A 20,173-nucleotide genomic window follows, 5' to 3' on the forward strand; every position below is an offset into this window, starting at 1 on the left:
GGAGGAACCCCATGAGCTCGTTCGAGGATCTGTCCATCGTGGTCGTGAACTACGGTTCGAGCGACCTGCTTCGCGTCAACCTCGCTCCGCTCAGCCGAGCGGTCGACGGGGTGAGGGTCGTCGTGGTCGACAACTTCTCAACGACCGCGGAACGCGACGTGATGACCGAGCTCGCCGAGGAGGAGGGCTGGGACCTCCTGACGCCCGCGAGCAACCACGGCTTCGGCGGAGGGATGAACCGGGGCGTGGCACGGGCGGCGGAGCTCGGCGCGCGCTTTCATCTGCTCGTCAACCCCGACGCGGTCGTCGACGAGCGCGCACTCGGGGCGCTGCACGCTGCGGTGCGGGACGACCCCGAGACGATGGCGGCTCCGCGGATCCTGCGCCCCGACGGGTCCCTGTGGTTCGGGGGCTCCGACCTCTACCTCGATGACGGCAGGATCCGGTCGTCCCGTCGACGCACCGACCGGCAGGCGCGACTGCGCCCCTGGCTGAGCGGCGCGTGCCTCGTGGTCTCCGACGACCTCTGGCGACGCGCGGGCGGCTTCGATGAGGACTACTTCCTGTACTGGGAAGACGTCGACCTGTCGCAGCGCGTCATTGACGCGGGCGGGCGCCTCGCCGTGCTCGACGACGTCACCGTCGTCCACGCCGAGGGAGGAACGCAGAAGGGCGGAGGCCACGTCGAGTCGGGCGAAGCCAAGAGCGCCACCTACTACTTCCACAACATCCGCAACCGGCTGCTCTACGCGACGAAGCACCTCTCCGACGCCGACCTGCGGGCGTGGCAGGCCGTCTCGCGAAAGGTCGCCTGGGAGATCCTGCTCCAGGGCGGCAGGCGCCAGTTCCTCACCTCGCCGCAGACTCTCGTCGTCGGATGGCGGGCGCATCGCGCCGGGCTCCGGCTCGTCGACGCCGAATTAGCGCGTCGCGGCCTCTGACGTCTCGTCGACGGGAGCGGCGCGCTGCTCGGCTCGCCGCCGGGCGAGGTCCTTCGAGACGTACCAGAGGTTCGGGATGATCTGCAGCAGCAGCACGGTCAGGGCCGAGCCGATGATCGGCCCGGCAGCGCCGAACGGCGCGATGAGCAGCCACGACACACCGAGGTTGAGCGGGATCATCGCGAGGCTCGGCACGACCTGGAACTTGAGGCCCGCCTTGTCGGTCATGTACATGCCGATCGGATACTTCGCGGCCTGCAGGGCGACGTAGGCGACGAACGACACCAGCAGGATCGGCGAGAGCTGGATCCTGCCGCCCGCGATGAAGTGAACGAGCCACGGCGAGAGAAGCGCCAGCGCTCCCCCGACGACGAGCCCACCTCCGAGGAACCAGAACGTCGGCTTCGTCGGCGACGCGATCCGGCCCGCAGCCCGGTGGCCCGCATAGATCGGCCACAGCGCGACGCCGGCCGCGGCGATGGTCTGGAGCACCAGGCCGAACAGCTGCGACGAGAGGTTGTACTCGGCGAGATCCTGCGATGTGCCGACGTGGCTCAGCAGGATGCGGTCGGTCTGGAACGCGATCGGCTGCGCGAGTGTCTGCACGAGCATGGGCCAGGCGAGGCCGAGGACCGCGACGCCGCGATAGGCGCGGACGCGGAAGATCAGACGGAACGCCTGCCCGATCTGGGGGGACAGCGCTCGAGCGGCGATCCAGAGGCACAGGACCGACAGGAGGGCGTTGCCGATGTAGGAGACGACCGACAGAAACGTTCCGGCCGGAATCATCAGCAGGGCAAGGGCGCCGATGACGAGCAGCATGAACGGGGCGACGATCGCCTGGCTCGCCACCTGCACGTTGGTCTTTTTTAACCCGACCAGGATCCGCTGACCGACCGTGAGCGGCACCGCGATTCCGAAGATCACGAGACAGAGGCCGGCCGTCAGATTGCCGCCGGGCATTAGGCCCGAGCCGAGCAAGGTCGGCCACCAGCCGAAGACGGTGATGACGGTCGCGACGACGATCATGATGCCGCCCGAGACCATCAGGATCCGGAGCGCGGTCACGATCGTCCGCCGGACCACGTCGTCCGTTCGAGGCGACCTCGAGCCGGCCACCTCGTTGATGACGACGGCCGCGATTCCCAGGTCGGCGAAGGGGAGCAACGTCGGGAAGCTCGACAGCAGCCCGTACTGGGCGTACGCCTCTGTGCCGAATGACTGCAGGATGACCCGGCTCGTGAGAATACCGAGAACGCCGGAGAGGCCCATCACGAAGATCTTGATCATCGCGGTGGAGCCGACCTGGCGCATTCCGCCGGAGCGGACCGGGGTGTCGGTCTTTGTCACTGTTCGACGCCCGAACGACGGCCGGAACGGAGAACCGCCACCGCACGGCGGTACGCCGCGACGTGTCGCTCGCCCGCATCGCGCCAATCCCGCGCGGCGAGATCGGGGTGGGAGTCGGCGGGGCGTGGATCCTGAAGCGCCGTGACGATGTCGTCGGTCGACAGGTCGCCCTCGTAGCGGTGGACCCAGCCGGGGCCGACCTCGGCGGCGAGACGCTCGGTCACCGCGTTCTGGGGCACGAGTACGGGGCGATCCAGCGACAGGGCCGTGAGGACGCCCCCGGAGTTGTGCATCTCGCGATAGGGCAGGACGACGAGCTCGGAGCGGCGCACGCTCTCGACCAGATCGGCCTCGTCGAGGAACCGCAGATCGAGGCTGATGCGCCTGTCGTCGTCGGCGAGACCCCGCAGATGGTCGGCCAGCTCTTCGGTGCTCGGCTTGCCGGCCACGTGGAGGCTGGCCGCACCGGGCACCGAGCGGAACACCTCGACGAGTCGCTCTACGCCCTTGTAGCGGCGGATGAGCCCGACGAAGCCGATGCGGCCGGGAAGGGCGTCTGGTTTGTCGAACCGCTCGAACCAGTCGCGGTAGTGGCCGTGCGGGATGAGCTCGGATGCGTGCCCCGAGGGGGTCGGGGTCTCGTCGTTCAAGCGGATCCAGAGGGTGGTCCGCCGCTCGATCAATGCCAGCAGCGCGACCTCGCGGCGCGAGATGCCCGACGGGCGCTCGAGATTGTGCAGCGTGCGGACGATGGGGGTGCGCGTCACGGCCAGCTTGGCCACCAGCGCCACAGTGAGCGCCTGTCGGACGAGCTTCTTCACCGGGCTCTGGCCCGAGACGAGAATCTCGGGCCAGTGCACGTGGAAGACGTCGCTGCGAGTCAGCAGGGCCGACTTCCAGGAGAAGGTGCGGAGGGTCACACCCGGCTGCGCCGACACCGCGTCACCGAGCATCACCAGGTACGGGTTCGTCGTCGGCCGAGGCCGGGGAAAGGACTGCTGCACGATGAACGCGCTGCCCTTCCCCCGGCCCCGGCGACTGGAGACGGTCGAACTCACGGCTTGAAGCCGCTCACCTGCTGGAAGCTCACCACCTGAGCACCGTTCGTGGCGCTCCCGGATTCGTAGGCGAGGACCCCGACGTCACCGGCGGTCTGCAGAGTTGCCGACGAATCGGTGGCGCTGACCGTCCAGGCGGTCGGCTCCGCGGTGCCCGTGGCCCACACTTTGGCGCGGACCAGGGTCGGACTGGTTCCCGTGACCTGCACCCGCATGCTCAGCGAGCTTCCCGCCGAGACCGTCACCGGGACGGGTGTGTCCTTCGTGAGGGCGATCGCCGTGGCCGAGTTCGGGAAGGCGCTCAGGCCGACCGTCGCCGTGCCGTTGCTCAGCAGTCGCACTGCCGCCCGGTACTCGTTGTTCGTCGAGATCTTGCGCCCGATGGCCGAGATGTACGTTCCTCCGCCGGTCGCCGCCTTGTCGAGACTGAACTGCAGTCGGTAGTCCGTGTCGGTCTGCTTGACGGAGGCGAGCTCGGCACCGGCTTGCGCACCGGGTCCGCTGAGCGACACCTTGCCGGCGCCACCCGAGACTGAGAGAGCCGAAGCCGACCCGATCCGGGTCCATGCGCCACCCACGTCGGCGGTACCGAAGCCGTTGCTGACCGTGCGGCCGAAGGCATCGAGAGCGAACGGAACTGCCGCGGGAGCCGTCACGGTGACCGTGGCGGTCTTCGTGGTGGTGGCGCCCTTGTCGTCCGTCACCTTGAGCGAGACCGTGTAGGTGCCGGCCGTCGAGTAGGTGTGACTCGTCGTCTTTCCGGTGTCCGTCGCGCCGTCACCGAAGTTCCATGCGTACGAGGCGATGCTGCCGTCGGCGTCGGTCGACCCGCTGCCGTCGAGTGCGACCATGAGATCGGTCACCGTCGAGGTGAAGGCCGCGACCGGCGGCTGGTTGACTGCCGGGGCCGTGATCGTCACGTTCTGCGTCTGCACGGCAGTGGCTCCGGAGTCGTCCGTCACGGTCAGCTTGACCGCGTACGTGCCGGACGCCGTGTACGTGTGACTTGTCTTCGGCGTCGTGGTGGTCGACGTCGCCGTGCCGTCGCCGAAGCTCCAGCCGTACGAGACGACCGTGCCGTCGGGATCGCTCGACGTGGACCCGTCGACGCTGAGACCGAGACCCGAGGCCGACGACGTGAACGAGGCTGTCGGCGCGACATTCGGCGCCCTGTCCACAGTCACGGTCTTCGTAGAGACGCCGGTGGCGCCCTGATTGTCGGTCACCGTCAGCGTCACCGTGTAGGTGCCGGCCGACTGGTAGGTGTGCGTCGCCGTCTTGCCCGTGGCGGTCTTGGTGTCGCCGAAGTCCCAGGCGTAGGAGGCCACGGTGCCGTCGGAGTCACTCGACGTCGCGGCATCCGCCGAGAGGACGAGAGCGTTCGAGCTCGTGGAGAACGCAGCGGTCGGCGGCACGTTGGCTGGCGGAGCAACCGTGACGGTCTTGCTAGTCGTTCCGCTGGCCCCCTCGTTGTCTTTCACCGTCAGGGTGACGGTGTAGGTGCCCGCCGCGATGTACGTGTGGCTGGCGGTCGCCGTGGTCGCCGACGATCCGTCGCCGAAGTCCCAGGCGTACGACGAGATGCTGCCATCCGAGTCGGTGGAGGCGGCACCACTCACGCTCACGCCGAGGTTCGTCGTGGTCGCCGTGAATGCAGCCGTCGGCGGGGCGTTGACGCGCGGAGCCGTGACGGTGACCGAGGAGGTCGACGTCGACGACAGCCCCTCGTTGTCGGTCACGGTCAACTTGACCGAGTAGGTGCCCGCCTGGGTGTAGGCGTGGGTCACGGTCTTCCCCGTGCCCGTCTGCCCGTCACCGAAGTCCCAGGCAGAGGAGGCGACTGACCCGTCGGAGTCGGAGGACGCCGACGCGTCGAACGCTGCCGAGAGGTCGGTGGTCGTCGAGGTGAACGAGGCCGTGGGCGATACGTTGACCCGCGGCGCCGTCACCGTCACCTGACCGGTCGACGTTCCGACCGCTCCCTTGTCGTCGGTCACCGTGAGGGTGACCGTGTACGTGCCGGCTTTGTCATAGGTGTGCGCAGGCGTCTTGCCGGTGCCCGAGCCGTTGTCGCCGAAGTCCCAGGCGTAGCTCGCCACGGTTCCGTCGGTGTCAGCCGAGGCCGAGGCGTCGAACGAGGCCGAGAGGTCTTTCACCGAGGAGGTGAACGACGACGTCGGTGCGACGTTGAAGGTGCCGGCACCCAGTGCGTAGTGGTCGCTCACCGTGGCGGCCGAGAGGGCCCGACTGTAGATGGAAACCTCGTCGATGGATCCGGCGAAGTAGGCGCTCGAGGAGCCCCACGTGGTGTCGCCGCCGATCTTCCAGTACCCCGTGTAAGCCTGGGCGTTCGGGGTCGGGTTCGTGCCCTGGAGCACGCCGTCGACGTACAGCTTGAGGCCGTCCGACGACTGCGATGCGACGACCTGGTGCCAGGTGCCGTCGTTGTAGGAGCCCGGGGTCGTGATCGTGTTCGTCTGACCCGTGTAGGTGCCGAAGACGAGCTGACCGTTGTCCTGCATGTAGATGTGCCGGTCGTACGAACCCGACTGTCCCGTCTGGCTGGAGCCGAAGCCGACAATCTTGCCGCCCGACGTCGTGGTCGTCTTGAACCACGATTCGATTGTGTAGACCTCGGGGTCGTTGAACGACTGCGAGCTGTTGACCTGACCGCTCGAGCCGTCGAACGTCGCCGCCGTGTCGGAGACTCCCGAGAGAGCGCCCTTCGTGCCCTGCGTCACGCCACCGGCATAGCTGCCGGATGCACCCGAGAGGCTCGAGTCCTTGGCCATGGAGGCGCCTGCGGCGTCACCGAGGCGGTAGTAGAGGTACGGGTCGTCGGTGAAGACCCGGCTGCCGTAGTTGTCGCTCGGAGCCGAGTTGAGCTGCGAGGCGTAGCCGGCCGCGACGTACTGGTTGTTCGCCTGCGTCTGCGTCAGAGCCGTCGGGTAGACCGACACGTCGTCGATCGAGCCGTTGAGGAAGTTCGCTCCGGACCACGACGAGTCGCCGCCGACTCTCCAGTAGCCGCTGTAGTCCTGGGCGTTCGTCACGTCGCTGCGGGTGCCGACGCGCTTGCCGTCGACGAAGAGCTGCATTCCCGAGCTGCTGAGCGTGCCGACCAGCTGGTGCCACGCGCCGTCATTCAGGGCCGAGGGGCTCGTGAGGGTCTGCGTGTTGCCGTTGTAGACGCCGAAGTTCACCTTGCCGGACTGGTCCATGTAGAGGTGGCGGTCGTACGACGACGATGTGCCGGTGGGCGAGTTGCCGAAGCCGACGATCTTGCCGCCGTCGGTCGACGTGGTCTTCACCCACGCCTCGACCGAGAACGTCTGGGGCCCTGCGACGGCCGTCCGGGTCGCGGCGAGACCGTTGCCCGTGCCATCGAAGGTCGACGCGGTGTCACCGTCGACGGTTGCTCCCGCTGCGCCGCGAGACACTCCGGATCCTGCCGTCATGTCGTTGTAGCCGGCGGCATCGAAGACCGTTGTGCCGCTCGCCTCGTCGAACCGCCAGAACGACGACGCACCTTGCGCGAGGACGGTGTTCGTGTACGTCGATGCGGCTTTCGCGGTGACGGTGACCGAGACGCCGTCGCCGATGACCGTGTTGCCATCGGGATCAGTCGCTCGCAGCCTGTAGCTGTAGGACTGCCCCGGAGTGAGACCGGTGTCGGTGAAGCCCATGGCGGGCTTGTTCCAGACCGACGAGTCGGCCTTGACCTTGTAGATGGGAGTGGCCTGATTGTTGTCGCGGTAAAGCTCGTACGAGAGGGTCGAGTTATCGGGGTCGGAGTTGGCGGGCCAGCTCAAACGGACGGTCCCTGAGGTGAGAGAGACGCCGCTCGGCACGAATTTCGCGCCGCTCGCCTGCGGGCCCATCTTCTTGGGCGCGACCGAGGGCACTGCGAAGCGGGCGAGGCCCTGCTGACGCACGCCGTTGACCGTCGTGAACTCGCCGCCATAGACGACGTACTTCGAGTTCGCCGCGACGCTCCAGGGGCCCTGCGTCTTACCGGTGAAGGTTCCGGTGTTGAACTCGGGGTACCAGTTCAGCAGCGACGGGGCTGGGTTGCCGGCCCAGTTGTAGTAGCCGTAGGGGTCGGCGGTGGCCGTCTGAGTGGCCTCTTTCGAGAAGGCGATGGCGCGGTGGAAGGTCCAGTCGGGATCGGTCTGGGGGAACCCGCCGATGTTGCCGCAGTAGTGCGGGTGGCCCGCGATGTACTCGGCGTTGTCGGTCACGGCGACGCTGTAGGTGTCGCCGTGGCAGTCCTCGACCCAGTTCAGGCTGCCCGTCGCCCAGTCGGCGCGGAACGAGCCCTCGAGAGTGCCCGGCCCGAAGGTGTACCCGGAGCCGTAGACGCCGCTCGCATCGCTTGCGAGAGACGTGATCGCGGCCTGCGTTCCGGCATTCCGGACGACGTTGTTCACGGCGAACGGCTGAAGCGCACCGGTGGTGTCGACCGCGCCGAGGCCGAATCCGGGGTTGGACGAGCCGTTCAGCGTCGTGAAGGCCCCACCGACCACGATCTTCTGCCCGTCCGGCGACACAGCGAGGGCGTTCACGTCGCCGCCATCGGCGGAAGCCGTGAACGGGATGTTCTTGCCGGCGGTGGTCAAAGCCGCCACCTTGTTGTGGGTCTCCTTGTTGACGCTCGAGAAGACGCCGCCGATGTAGACGGACGAGCCGTTTACCGCAATCGCGTTGACGGTCGAGTTGATCGTCGGCGCGAAGCCCGGCAGAACTGCGCCGCTCGTGGGGTCGAGTGCTACGACCCGGTACGCGTTCGCCCCGTTCACGGTGGTGAACGCACCGCCGACGTAGAGGCGGGAGCCGTCCGGCGAGGCAGTCACCGCACGCACCTGGCCGTTGAGCACGGGAGCGAAGGCGGAGTTGAGCATACCGGTGGTCAGGTTGTACGAGAGCAGATACGGGCGAGAGACCGTGTTCGCGCCCGACGCGGACCCCGCTGGCTGTGCCGTCGTGAAGTTACCGCCCGCGTAGACGGTGTTGCCGACGATGGTCTGCGACCACACGACGCCGTTGATCTGCGGCGTCGGCAGGGAATCCGCGGTCACGGTGGTCGGAGTCTTCGGATCCGCCGGGTTCGTGGGCGCCGTATCCGCGTGCGCGGGGGCTGCCAAGGCGAAACTGCTCAGGACGATGACGGCGGCGGCGGCGATGCTGGCAACGCGCAGGCGCGGCGACACGGATTGCTCCATGGAGGCCTCTAACACTTCGGGTAAGCCGTGGGGTCGGGTTTCCCACGTGTGATCTGCGTGAGTTTCGGGTTCACGACTGCCGCGAGTTTCGGGTTCACAGCAGTAAACCGACTATAGGTGACCCCCGCTCGGGTTACATACCCCCAAATAGGGGTGGAACGGTTCGCAGAACGGAAAACGAGGATCCGACAGCTCCGGTCCAGGCTCGGACGAGCCTATTTGGCGGCCTCACCCTGGAAAACCACGGCCGGAACGGACGTCCCGTAATCGACGGTGATCCGCACGTCACCCTGCTCCTTGGTTGGCACCGGGAACGTGTACGTCGCAGTCGCCGTCTTGCCAGCGGCGATCGAGTTCGGGAAGGCCTTGCGTTGCGACACGAGCTCGTTCGAGGGGGTGTCGTCAGAACCGTAGGTGACGTTCACGACGGTCGACGTCAGATCGAGCGTCTTCGACGAGCCGTTGTCGATGGAGACGGTGAAGCGGACGGACGGGCCGGAGACCTCGCCGACTCCATCTCCCTTGCCCGAGACGGATGCAACACCGTCGAGAGACACGCCCACCTGCGAGGTCAGCTTCGCCGGTGTGCCGAGATCGACGGGCTCCTGCGCGAGACCCGAGGAGGTTCCGGGCTCGGCCGTGGCCGAGGGCGTCGACCCGGGGACGCTCTGAGTGCCGGCGGCCGGCTTCTCCGTCGGCTCGATCGTCGCCGAGCCGGCGCCCGGTGTCGCGCTGGCTCTCGAGGTCGGAGCGTCGGAATACGTCGCAGTCGCACTGTTCGTGGGCCCGGCAACGGGTGTGTTGCCGGCACTCGTGAGCAAGACGACGAGGAGCACGACGACGAGGGCGACCCCCACGACGATGCTGGCTGTGGTGATGACGGCGCGACGGGAGACGCTCATGCCTGGTCCTCTCGGGTCGAAGGGCGCTACGGCGACCGACTGCTATTATCGCCGGACCTTGACCACGTCATCACAGCGCGTCGCTTCCCGAAGAGCCGACTCGGCGACCGCGACCGGCCGCTTCCGCTTGTCTCCCGCCGGTATTGCCGTCGCGCTCTTCGTCGTGGCGACCGTGGTCGCGCTCCTGGGTTCGTGGAACGTGTCGCTCTGGACCGACGAGGCAGCCACGATCTCCGCCGCGAGACGCAGCACCGGCGAGTTGTGGCAGCTGGTCCACAACATCGACGCGGTGCATGCCGTCTACTACTTCCTCATCCACTTCTGGGGAGGGGCATTCGGCTGGAGCGCCTTCGCGCTGCGACTGCCGAGCGCCTTGGCCGCGGGGGCCACCGTCGTCGGCGTGTGGTCGCTGGCACGACGACTCGGGCGTCCGGATGCCGCCTTGACAGCAGCCGTCGTCGCCATCGTCCTGCCCCGGATCACCTGGATGGGCATCGAGGCGCGGTCGTTTGGGCTCAGCGCCGCCATCGCGGTCTGGGCGACGGTCGCCCTGGTCGTCGCACTGCGAGGCGAACGAAAGACACGTGCCTGGGCCGGGTACGGGATCCTCGTCGCCGCCGGCTGCGCACTCAATATCTACGTCGCACTGCTCGTCGTCGCCCACGCCGTCACCGTGGCAGCCCTCCTCGCCGCCCGGGCGGCCAGCGTGCGTCGTGCCGCCGCGTGGTTGATCAGCGCGGTGCTCGGGGTCGCGATCGCCTCCCCCGTCGTGGTGGCCTCTCTCGGCCAGCGCGGGCAGCTCGGCGACAACGCGGTGTCGGCCTCGGCTCTCATCCGCCGCGCGATCGTCAACCAGTGGTTCCTCGGCGAGACACCCACGCGCGTGGGGGCGTCTAGCGACGGTCAGTCGCTGTGGTCGCTCGCGGCGCTCGCTCTCGCAGTGGTCGGCTGGGCACTCATCGTGGTCGCCGTCGTGGCTTTGGTTCGGCGACGCGATCGCCTCGCTGTGGTCGTCGCGCTGACCTGGCTGCTGCTTCCCACCGCGATCGTCGCCGCCTACTCCCTGGCCGTCTCACCGCTTTACAACCCGCGATACTTCACCTTCTGCGCGCCAGCAGCCGCCCTTCTCCTCGGAGTCGGCATCACCTCTCTCGGCCGGCGCTGGTTGCGGCTCGGCGCGGTTGCGCTCGTCGCCCTCCTGGCCCTTCCGATCTACCTCTCGCAGCGCCAGGAAACCGGCAAGAGCGGCACGGACTGGTCAGCGACAGCGGCCTGGATCGGATCCCACGCGCAGCCCGGCGACGGCGTGTACTTCGCGCCGCTCGACACGACGACGGCGGCCACAGTCGAGCGGACGACTCGCAATATCGCTGTGGGCTACCCCGACGACTTCGTCGGGCTGCGTGACCTCACGCTCATCGTCGCCCCGACGACGGACGCCAGCCTGCGCGGCGTCTCGGCACGACTCTACGCCAGCTCGAAGCGGCTGAGCGACGTGAAGCGCGTCTGGGTCGTCCGGCCGAGCGACTACGCCCGAAAGTCCGCCGCCTTCGACGACGCGGCCCTGGAGAAGGCGGGCTTCCGCGCGAAAGCACGCCTCGAGGGCCCCATGGACGACGTTCTCGAATACGCCCGCTGACCGCGGTCCGTTCGGAAGGCTCCCCGTGACACAGGGACAGCGACAAGCCCGAGCGCGAGCATGAAGAGCTGCTGGGCGCTGTAGAAGGGGCTGAAGAAGAGGTCGAAGAGGGAGTTCGCGACCACATAGAGCAGGACTGCGGCGGCCGTCCCGTCGGCGATGTTCCTGGTGATTCCGTACACCAGCACCAGCACCGCTATGGCTACCAGGGCTAGTCCCAAAACACCCGTCTGCGCCCACAGATCGCCGAACACCGAGTGCAACTCGATGTGGCCGCCGAACATGAACCGCGTGACGTAGCCGTTGTTCGGGTCGTAACCAATCGCGCTCATACCCTGCTGCGCCACCCGAATATCCGAGGGGTTCGGGGCGATTCCAGCCCCGAAGCCCCAGGGCGAATGCGTCATCAGCGCCAGGGTCGCTCCGAGCTCCGGCCGTCCTCCGAGCAGAACGGAGCCGGACGCGTCGTACTGCGCGAGAGACCTCCGCGTCGTCGACTCACCGAGGATTCCGGAGAGCACAAGCGCCTGACCGGCGATGTAGACGACGATACCGACCACGACGACCCCGAGCGACACCAGGAAGGCCGAACCACCGTGGCCCGCTCGGAAGAACGGAATCTGGGCGACGAGAAGCACGACGGCCAAAAGCAGCAGCCCGAAAATCGATCGAGCGTCATTGGTCGCTGCCAGACCGGTCAAGACCAGGACGACGAGAAGCTCCACCCACCAGCGGCGCGAGAGTTTCGCGACGGCAAGTCCGATGACCGCCAAGGGCAAAGCAAAGCCGAACTTGTAGGGGTTCGTCGCGAACTGCGCCGCAGAGGGGTCCACTCCGAGCAGGAGCCCCACTCCGAAGAAGAGCGCCACCATCGGCAACGACAAGACGGTGCGGGCCCACAGGACGAGGCCGATCGACAGCAGGGCACCGATCAGGAGCACCGTGGTGCTCGTCGCGATGCCGCTATCCACCGCGTGGTCGCCCCTGTTCGCGATCTGCAGCCAGATTCCGGCACCCGCAGCGAGCGTTCCGACAATGAGCAGCAGCGGCATGAAGCGGTAGTAGCGCACTGTCCGCAGCCAGAGGGGAGCGAGAAGGGCCGCGACAACGAAGCCGACCTCGACACCCTGCGGCAGGGTGATTCGCATCGCCAGCAGGATGAGTGCGACGGCCGCGATCCCCCTCGAAAACAGGGGCGGCGATTGCGTCGAAGCCTCGTCCCGGCTCTCATCGGCCGTCCTCGGTCTCTCGTCGGTCGTGGCCCGTTTGCGAGCCACGGTGCCGGAGAGAGAAGTCATTTCGCAACTCTAAGCGAGTCCCGAACGTGAGCAAACGTATGGTCTGTCCCCCAAAGCGTCCACACTCTGTCGGGGGCTTTTGGCAAATTGCCTGTTCCAGGAAGCTTTCAGCACGGATAGGGTTACACGCATTGTTCCCTTGTGGCCCCCATTCTGGGGACACCCGCTGACGCTCCTCCGAAGAAAGGACCACCCAAGGGTGACTTCCTCTGCGCCTCGCCACGCTGTGAGACGGCGGCGATTCTCTCTCCCCGCCGTCGCCGGTCTCTCCGCCGGTGTGCTCCTCGCCGCCACTCTTCCCGCCCAGTTCGCGACCGCGGCCCCCGCCACCGTCGTCTCTGACTCATTCGCACGAACCGTCTCGAGCGGCTGGGGCTCCGCCGCCAAGGGCGGTTCCTGGACCGCCAGTCTCGGCGCCGGCGCCAGCGCAGCGGTCGCCTCGGGCGAGGGCCGGATCACCGGGCTCAAGCCGGGCGCTTCCGCTCGTCTCGCTCTCAAGCAGGCGAACTCTCTCGACACCGGAGTGCGGGCCACCATCGGTCTTCCCGCCGCGTCAGCGACGGTCTACACCGCCTTTGAGATCCGGCGCCAGAGCGACGACTCCACGTATCGCGGCCGGGTCGAGATCAGCAAGACCGGCTCAGCCGTTCTCGCTGTCTCACGACTCAACAAGACGGTCGAGGTCAATCTGGGCCGCTTCACACTTCCCGGCACATACGCCCCTGGTGCTGACATCGCGGCCGAATTCCAGGTGACGGGCTCAGCCAAGGTCGCGATCCGGGCCCGCGCCTACCCCTCAGGAGCCGTTGCGCCCGGGTGGCAGCTGTCTCTGACGGATTCGTCGTCGTCGCGCATCTCGGGCGCCGGGAGCCTCGCCTTCTGGGAGTACGCCAGCGGCAGCAACACCAACGCGGCCAGCACCACCCTCGACAACCTGTCGCTGACACAGAACCCCGCAACGAACGCGAACACCCCGGCGCCCGCGCCAGTGCCAGCGCCGACCCCGTCACCCACGACACCCCCGGCCACCCCCGCGCAGCCGGTCACGCCGCCGGTCTCCACCCCGGTGACCTCCGGCGATCGAGGTTCGGCGACCGTCGGCAGCACCCGCTATGTCGTTCCAGCCGGCGCCATCCTGGTTTCGCCCTCCGGCAACGACTCGGCCAACGGCAACTCGAACGCCCCCGTTCGCACCCTGGCCGCTGCCGTCGCGAAGGCAAGCAACGGAGCGACGATCGTCCTCCGCGCGGGCGTCTATAACGAGTCCGTCACGGTGCCCCGGTCGAAGACCCTGACCATCCAGTCGTACCCCGGCGAGACCGTCTGGCTCGACGGTTCGAAGCAGGTCACCGACTGGAACGCCTCGGGCTCCCGCTGGACGACGCCGTGGAGCTACTTCCCGTCGTCGCAGATCGACGGCATCTCCGACAACCCGTGGTTCGTTAATTCCGCTAAGCCTCTCGCCGCGCGACCGGACCAGGTCTTCCTCGACGGCACCGAGCTCACGCAGGTCGGCTCGGCCTCCGCTGTGACGGCCGGAACCTTCTATCCCGACGCCGGCTCCGGTCAGATCGTCCTGGGCTCCAACCCGGCCGGCCACTCGGTGCGCATCAGCAATCAGCAGCAGGCGCTCGTCGTTCAGTCGCCGAACACGGTGTTGCAGGGCTTTGGAGTCCGCCGGTATGGAACCTCGTACCTTCAGCGCGGTGCTGTCCGACTCAGCAACACCGGCATCACGGCACGCAACCTCACCGTCGAAGACAACGCGATGATCGGCATCAACGTCGAGAGCGACAACACGACCCTCGATCACCTCACGGTGACCGGCAGTGGTCTTCTCGGCATCGGTGCGAACTCGGCGTACGGGCTCAAGGTTCAGAACTCCCTGGTTCTCGACAACAACGATCAGGAGTTCAACGCTCAGCCCGTGGCCGGCGGAATCAAAGTGACCCGGTCGCGTGGCGTCGATATCTCGAACGTCGACGCGAGCGACAACGTCGGAAACGGCATCTGGCTCGACGAGTCGGTGTACGACGCCACAGTCGTCAACAGTCGTTCCACCGACAACACGGTCGACGGGATCCTCGTCGAGCTCTCGGACCACGTGATCGTCGCGAACAACGAGTTGAACGGCAACAAGATCGGTGTGATCGTCTACAACACGGCCAACGTGCAGATCTATAACAACGACATTGGTGGCAACCGGCTGTTCGGCGTGAAGCTCGCTCAAGACGAGCGTCGCCAGGCGAACACGGCTCTCACGGGCCATGACCGGAGGCGCCCTCTTCCCGACCCGACTCTCACCTGGATCACGAAGAACGTCACGGTCTCGAACAACGTGTTCGGATCCGGCGGACTCTTCCAGATCTACGCCCTGGACGGCGTGACGAACATCCCGGTCGACAACATGAACCTGGTCATCACCGGCAATCTCTTCAACCAGCGCCTGACGGGCGCCCAGTCGACCCTGGTCGGCTGGGGTGGCGGCGACAACCGCACGGTGACCCGGTACGACTCGGTCCAGGCTCTCGCCAAGGCCAAGGGATCGCGCTGGAACAACGTCGAGACCACCGCGGTCCTGCCGATCGCCAGCATGATCGCGGCGATCAAGTCGGCGCTGGGTGTCGCGGTGGGCATTCCCGATGATGTCGCGGCGGCGATCGGCGTGAAGTCCGGCACGAAGGGCCTCGGCGTCTTCGACAACTAGACCCCGCACCACGAACACCAGACGCCGCTCGGGCACGACCCGGGCGGCGTCTGGCGTTGCGGCGCGCGTGGGCAATGCGACGAGCGCGCAACTCAGGCAAGTGGGCGTGATGAGCGCGTTCTCGCGCGTGGGCAGGCCGGAGCGCGCCTAGATTCCTTCCGGACGAGCGGCAGGGCGGCGCGGGGCACGTGCGGCGCCGGAACGCGCGGAGGCACGGCGCGGGGCACGTGCGGCGCGAGGGCCCGCGGGAGCGCTCCCGTCGGTGCGCACGACTCAGGAACACTGTCCCGAGTCACCCCAAAACACAAGGATCCGCGCCCACCCGCCGCTCCGATTCCTGAACTGCGCGCGTCAGCGCGGCGGGCAACCCCCTACAGCGCCGCGATCGTCCAGGCGGCCCGGTGCGTCGCACCCGGAGCGAGGCGCACCACGTCGTCACCGGTCGAGAAGGCGTCGGGCGGGCACGTCATCGGCTCGACGGCGAGGCCCACGCGGTTGAGTGCGGCCTCCGGGCGGTCGGCCGTGTGCACCTGCACCCACGGCAGCTCGGTGCCCCAGGTCATCGATACGCCCGAGCCCACGCCCGCACCTCCCTCGCCCGGAGCCCGCAGCACCACTCGCGCGACACCCGAGTCGTCTCGCGTCAGCCCGGTGAACGCGTGGTCGATGAACGTCTCGCCGATCACCCGGGGTGCCCGGAAGTCGAAGACGCCCAGTGGCGAACCGGCCCCGGGGCCGTCGACCGGCTCGACCGCGACCGGCAGCAGGCGCTCTTCCGTTACCGTGACAACTTGCGAGGCGGGCAGCTCGAGCGTCCAGTCGTCGACGTGCCCCTCGCCCGCGCGGAGGTATGGGTGCGGCGCCGTGCCATACGGGGCGTCGGACGAGCCGGTGTTCGTCGCAGCGACCGTCGTCGTCAGGCCATCGTCGCCGAGCGCGTAGATGACCTCGATCGTGATCGGCCAGGGGTAACCGTCGTTCGCCACCACGTCGGCGGTCAGCGTGACCGACGATTCGCTCCGGTCGATCACCGTGTAGCGCGCCCACGCCAGGAAGCCGTGCAGCGCATGCCCGCGGGCCGGCTCGGTTAGCGGCAGCTGGTAGTCGACGCCATCGAACGTGTAAGTGCCGTCGACCACGCGATTCGGCCACGGCACCAGGATCGCCCCGCGGAACACCGGACGAATCTCGTCCGCCTCGAACGGCACGACCAGGTCGCGTCCGTCGTGCGTGAGCACGCGCAGTGCCGCTCCGACCGCGGCGATCGTCGCGCTGTACGGGCCGTGGGTGATGGTGGTCTGCTCGCCGGAGAGCGGGGAATTCGTCATCGAATGTCGTCTTTCGTCAGGGTTCGGTCTTCAGGGTAGAGGTCGCGGCGGCCGAGCGACGCCGGTCGACTGGCGGACCACGAGCTCGTAATCGGCCACGATCGAGGCGAATCCGAGCGCGGGTGACGGATCCTTGATCCTCGCCACGAGCAATTCGACCGCACGCCGGGCGATCTGCGAGCTTCCCGGCGACATCGTCGTGAGGGTCGGGTGGGCGAATCGGGCGTCGCGGGTGTCGTCGATGCCGATCACGGCGACGTCTCCGGGCACGTCGACACCGCGTTGCAGCAGCGCCCACTGCGCCCCGAGCGCGAGCGCGTCGTTGAAGCCGAGAACGGCGTCGAACCGCACCGCAGGATCCCCCGCCCCAGCCTCGAGTGCTGCCACCGCCGCGGCGGCTCCCGCGTCGCGACTCCACGCGTCCGTCGGCGCCAGGAGTGCGTCGACCAGCGGGAGGCCGGCCTCGGCCATCGCGGCCTGGAACCCCCGCAGGCGCAGAGCGGACGTGTGGGTCGCGACCGCTCCCCCGGGGCCGAGCACCAGGATCCTGCGCCTGCCGATCTCGAGCAGATGTTCCGTGGCGCGCTTCGCCACCCCCTCATCCGCGATCAGCACGTGATCGGCGAGCCCCTCGAACTGGCGCTCACCGATGATGACGAGTGGTTCTCCGGCGAGCTGCGGCGCATCGCTCGGGCCGATGGCCAGCGGGTCGATGATCGCCCCGTCGATCAGATGGCGGCGCTCCCCGCTGATCGCCTGGAGTTCACGGCCGCGATCGCCGCCCGTCGTCTCGACTAGCACCGTCAGGTCGTGCTCGCGAGCCACCGCGATCACCTCCTGCGCGAGCTCGGCGAAGAAGGCCTGATCGAGCTCGGGAACGATGAGAGAGATCATGCCCGTTCGCCTGGTGCGCAGTCGTCTCGCCGACAGGTTGACCCGATAGCCGAGCTCGTCGACGGCTGCCCCGATGCGCGCCCGGGTCTCGGGGCGCATCGAGGGGTAGTCGTTGAAGTAGTTCGACACGGTCTTGAGCGAGACGCCGGCGAGGCGGGCCACGTCGTTCATGGTCGCGGGCATGGGCATGGCTCCTCCTCGTCGGTGTGGTCGCGGCGGCGTTGCGCTACTCCTACTGCTTGGCCAGGCGCACGACGTTCCAGCTCAGCGGCGGCAGCACGACGCTGAGCACCGAGCCGTCCCAGCTCGTCTTGTCGTTCGCCACCGGAGCGACACTGTCGGCGTTGTCGACCGTGACGGTCTTGTAGGGGTCGGCGTCGTGCAGCGTCGTGGCCTGGACGAGGCGCACTCCACCGAAGGCCCGGGTGTCGACGTCGACGGTGAGCTCTTCGGTGAGCGATCGGTTGATCGCGAACACGGTCACGTCGCCGGTCTCCGGGTCGTGGGTGGCGACGGCGTCGAGGGCAGGAACAGCCCCGTACTTCGCTGTCTCGTGAACCGGTGACTGCAGTTCGACGCGCAGCACGTCGCCCCGCGCGAAGCTCGACGCCTGCGCGAACGGGTGGAACGTGGTCTGCTTCCAGCTGCGCCCACCGGTCTCGGTCATGATCGGAGCGATCACGTTGACGAGCTGCGCAAGGCTCGCACTGGCCACGCGGTCAGAGTGCTTCAGCAGCGAGATGAGCAGGCCGCCCACCACGACCGCGTCGGCGACGTTGTACTGGTCTTCGAGCAGCACCGGGGCGACCGGCCAGTCGGTCGGGTTCTTCGACGCTTCGCCGTCGAGGTACCAGACGTTCCACTCGTCGAACGAGATGTTGATGCGCTTGGTCTTCTTCTGGGCTGCGCGCACGTGGTCGACGCTGGCAACGACGTCGTCGATGAAGTGGTCCATCTCGACACCCGCCGCGAGGAAGCTGGCGAGGTCGCCATCTTTCTCCCAGTAATAGGCGTGCATCGAAATCAGGTCGACCTCGTCGTAGGTCTCTTCGAGCACCTCGCGCTCCCAGGTGCCGAACGTGGGCATGTCGGCGCCCGAGCTTCCGCAGGCGACCAGCGTGAGGTCGTTGTCGATGAGGCGCATGGCGCGGGCCGTCTCGGAGGCGAGGCGCCCGTACTCGCGGGCAGTCTTGTGGCCGATCTGCCATGGACCGTCCATCTCGTTGCCGAGGCACCACATCTTGATGTCGTAGGGGTCGGCCGAGCCGTTCTTCTTGCGCAGGTCGGAGTGGAACGACCCGCCGGCACCGTTCGTGTAGTCGAGCAGATCGATGGCCTCCTGAACGCCGCGCGTGCCGAGGTTCACCGCCATCATGGGCTCGACACCCGCCTTCTTGGCCCAGCGCATGAACTCGTCGACGCCGACCAGGTTCGGCTCCGTGGAGTGCCAGGCCAAGTCTTTGCGCACGGGGCGGTCGGCGACCGGGCCGATGCCGTCTTCCCAGCGGTAGCCCGAGACGAAGTTGCCGCCCGGGTAGCGCACGGTCGAGATGCCGAGCTCGCGCACGAAGTCGATCACGTCGCCGCGGAACCCGTCGGCGTCGGCGGTGGGGTGACCCGGATCGTGGATGCCGCCGTACACGCAGCGACCGAGGTGTTCGACGAAGGTGCCGAAGGTGCGGCGCGAGACGGGAGCCACCACGAAGGACGGGTCGAGGGCGAGGCGGGCGTTGGGCATTGGTTCTCCTTCAGTACATCGTTGTAACGCCCAGTTTGTACAACGTTGTACTTGCGCGTCAAGGGGCTGCGCGGGTCACTTCTCAGGCGGTTGGGCACGATCCGGCTCGCGCACCCGCTGGCCCGCGCTCGTGCGCGCCTGGATTCCTGATGGGCGCACCTGCGATCGCGTCCGGCGGCGTTTGCGTGCCGCGGCAGACAAGGATCCTGCGCCCCCCGCCCACACTTCAGGCATCCAGGCGCGCTCCGCCCCGTGATCCCCGTGCTGGCGCCCCGTCGCGCTCGCATTCCTGAATCCATCACCTAGCGCCGCACACCCCTGCTCACACGTCAGGCATCTGAGCCCGTTTCGCCCCGCGATCCCATGGGCGCAAAGTCGCGCGCCTGCATTCCTGACGGGCGCAGCCAGCGCGCCGCACCCCCGCCCACGCTTCAGGCATCTGGGCCCACTTCGCCCCGCGATCCCCATACTGGCGCCCCGTCCCGCTTGCATTCCTGACGCATGCACCTATAGCGTGCTGCGTTGCACGTCCTCGCTGCGGCAGACCAGGATCCTGCGCGCCCCCGCTCACACGTCAGGCATCCGGGCGCGCTCCGCCCCGCGAGCCCCGCGCCCGCACTCCCCGCGCCTGCATTCCTGAAACGCGCAACCACGAGCGCGTCAGGCTGCGTTCGCATCCCGCGGCAGACAAGGATCCTGCGCAACCCCGCTCACACATCAGGCATCCGGGCGCGTTCCGCCTAGGGATCGCCACTCCTGCGTCTCCCCGCGCCTGCTTCTCTGAATTCATTACCTCGCGCCGCACGCCACCGCTCACACATCAGGCATCCAGGCGCGTTCCGCCCCGCGATCCCCGTGCTGGCGCCCCATCGCGCTCGCATTCCTGACGCATGCACCTACAGCCTGCTGCGTTGCACGTCCTCCCTGCGGCAGACCAGGATCCTGCGCGCCCCCGCTCACACGTCAGGCACCCGGGCGTGTTCCGCCCCGCGATCCCCATGCCTGCTTTCCCCCGCGCCTGCATTCCTGAATTCATCACCCAGTGCCGCTCGCCACCGCTCACACTTCAGGCATCCGGGCGCGCTCCGCCCCGCGA

11 protein-coding genes are annotated in these 20,173 nt (G+C 67.9%); 3 read left to right on the forward strand and 8 right to left on the reverse strand.

Annotation, left to right across the window (positions count from 1 at the left end):
* The first annotated feature begins 11 nt into the window (after positions 1-11).
* Complete coding sequence (locus ITJ49_RS08230) at positions 12-941, forward strand: glycosyltransferase (RefSeq protein WP_194603813.1); 930 nt, start codon at positions 12-14, stop codon at positions 939-941.
* Here ITJ49_RS08230 and ITJ49_RS08235 read toward each other — a convergent pair.
* The 4 genes from ITJ49_RS08235 to ITJ49_RS08250 all read right to left on the reverse strand — a co-directional run bounded on the left by ITJ49_RS08235 (position 921) and on the right by ITJ49_RS08250 (position 9,473).
* On the reverse strand, positions 921-2,291 hold the full coding sequence (locus ITJ49_RS08235) for a lipopolysaccharide biosynthesis protein (protein WP_233572997.1): 1,371 nt from the start codon (positions 2,289-2,291) through the stop codon (positions 921-923). The genes ITJ49_RS08230 and ITJ49_RS08235 overlap by 21 nt on opposite strands.
* A complete protein-coding gene (locus tag ITJ49_RS08240; RefSeq protein WP_370544423.1) occupies positions 2,288-3,349 on the reverse strand; it encodes a glycosyl transferase in 1,062 nt (353 codons plus the stop codon). The genes ITJ49_RS08235 and ITJ49_RS08240 overlap by 4 nt, the downstream gene beginning before the upstream one ends.
* Positions 3,346-8,571 carry a PKD domain-containing protein gene (locus ITJ49_RS08245; protein WP_194603815.1) on the reverse strand — a complete coding sequence of 1,742 codons (5,226 nt, stop codon included), beginning with the start codon at positions 8,569-8,571 and terminating at the stop codon, positions 3,346-3,348. The genes ITJ49_RS08240 and ITJ49_RS08245 overlap by 4 nt, the downstream gene beginning before the upstream one ends.
* Positions 8,572-8,786: 215 nt before the next feature.
* Positions 8,787-9,473, reverse strand: coding sequence for a hypothetical protein (locus ITJ49_RS08250; RefSeq protein ID WP_194603817.1), 687 nt, complete (start codon positions 9,471-9,473; stop codon positions 8,787-8,789).
* 58 nt (positions 9,474-9,531) lie between these two features.
* On the opposite strand from ITJ49_RS08250, the gene ITJ49_RS08255 reads away from it, so the two are divergent.
* Positions 9,532-11,112, forward strand: coding sequence for a DUF6056 family protein (locus tag ITJ49_RS08255; RefSeq protein ID WP_194603820.1), 1,581 nt, complete (start codon positions 9,532-9,534; stop codon positions 11,110-11,112).
* On the opposite strand, the gene ITJ49_RS08260 is transcribed toward ITJ49_RS08255, so the two are convergent.
* A complete protein-coding gene (locus ITJ49_RS08260) occupies positions 11,001-12,410 on the reverse strand; it encodes a hypothetical protein (protein ID WP_194603823.1) in 1,410 nt (469 codons plus the stop codon). The genes ITJ49_RS08255 and ITJ49_RS08260 overlap by 112 nt on opposite strands.
* A 226-nt stretch (positions 12,411-12,636) precedes the next feature.
* Between ITJ49_RS08260 and ITJ49_RS08265 the strand changes: the two genes are divergently transcribed.
* Entirely contained in the window at positions 12,637-15,117 is a 2,481-nt protein-coding gene (locus ITJ49_RS08265) for a right-handed parallel beta-helix repeat-containing protein (RefSeq protein ID WP_370544424.1), read from the forward strand.
* Positions 15,118-15,488: 371 nt separating this feature from the next.
* On the opposite strand, the gene ITJ49_RS08270 is transcribed toward ITJ49_RS08265, so the two are convergent.
* The 3 genes from ITJ49_RS08270 to ITJ49_RS08280 are packed head-to-tail and all read right to left on the reverse strand — an operon-like array spanning position 15,489 to position 19,077.
* The gene (locus ITJ49_RS08270) at positions 15,489-16,445 is read right to left on the reverse strand and encodes an aldose 1-epimerase family protein (RefSeq protein WP_194603831.1); all 957 of its coding nucleotides are present in this window, start codon (positions 16,443-16,445) and stop codon (positions 15,489-15,491) included.
* 30 nt (positions 16,446-16,475) lie between these two features.
* The gene (locus ITJ49_RS08275) at positions 16,476-17,528 is read right to left on the reverse strand and encodes a LacI family DNA-binding transcriptional regulator (RefSeq protein ID WP_194603834.1); all 1,053 of its coding nucleotides are present in this window, start codon (positions 17,526-17,528) and stop codon (positions 16,476-16,478) included.
* A 43-nt stretch (positions 17,529-17,571) separates the two neighbouring features.
* Positions 17,572-19,077: an alpha-N-arabinofuranosidase gene (locus ITJ49_RS08280; RefSeq protein WP_194603837.1), complete on the reverse strand. Its 1,506-nt coding sequence runs from the start codon at positions 19,075-19,077 to the stop codon at positions 17,572-17,574.
* Positions 19,078-20,173 lie beyond the last annotated feature (1,096 nt).

Origin of the sequence: Frondihabitans sp. VKM Ac-2883 (assembly GCF_015350875.1) — a bacterium.
Lineage (GTDB): Bacteria > Actinomycetota > Actinomycetes > Actinomycetales > Microbacteriaceae > Frondihabitans.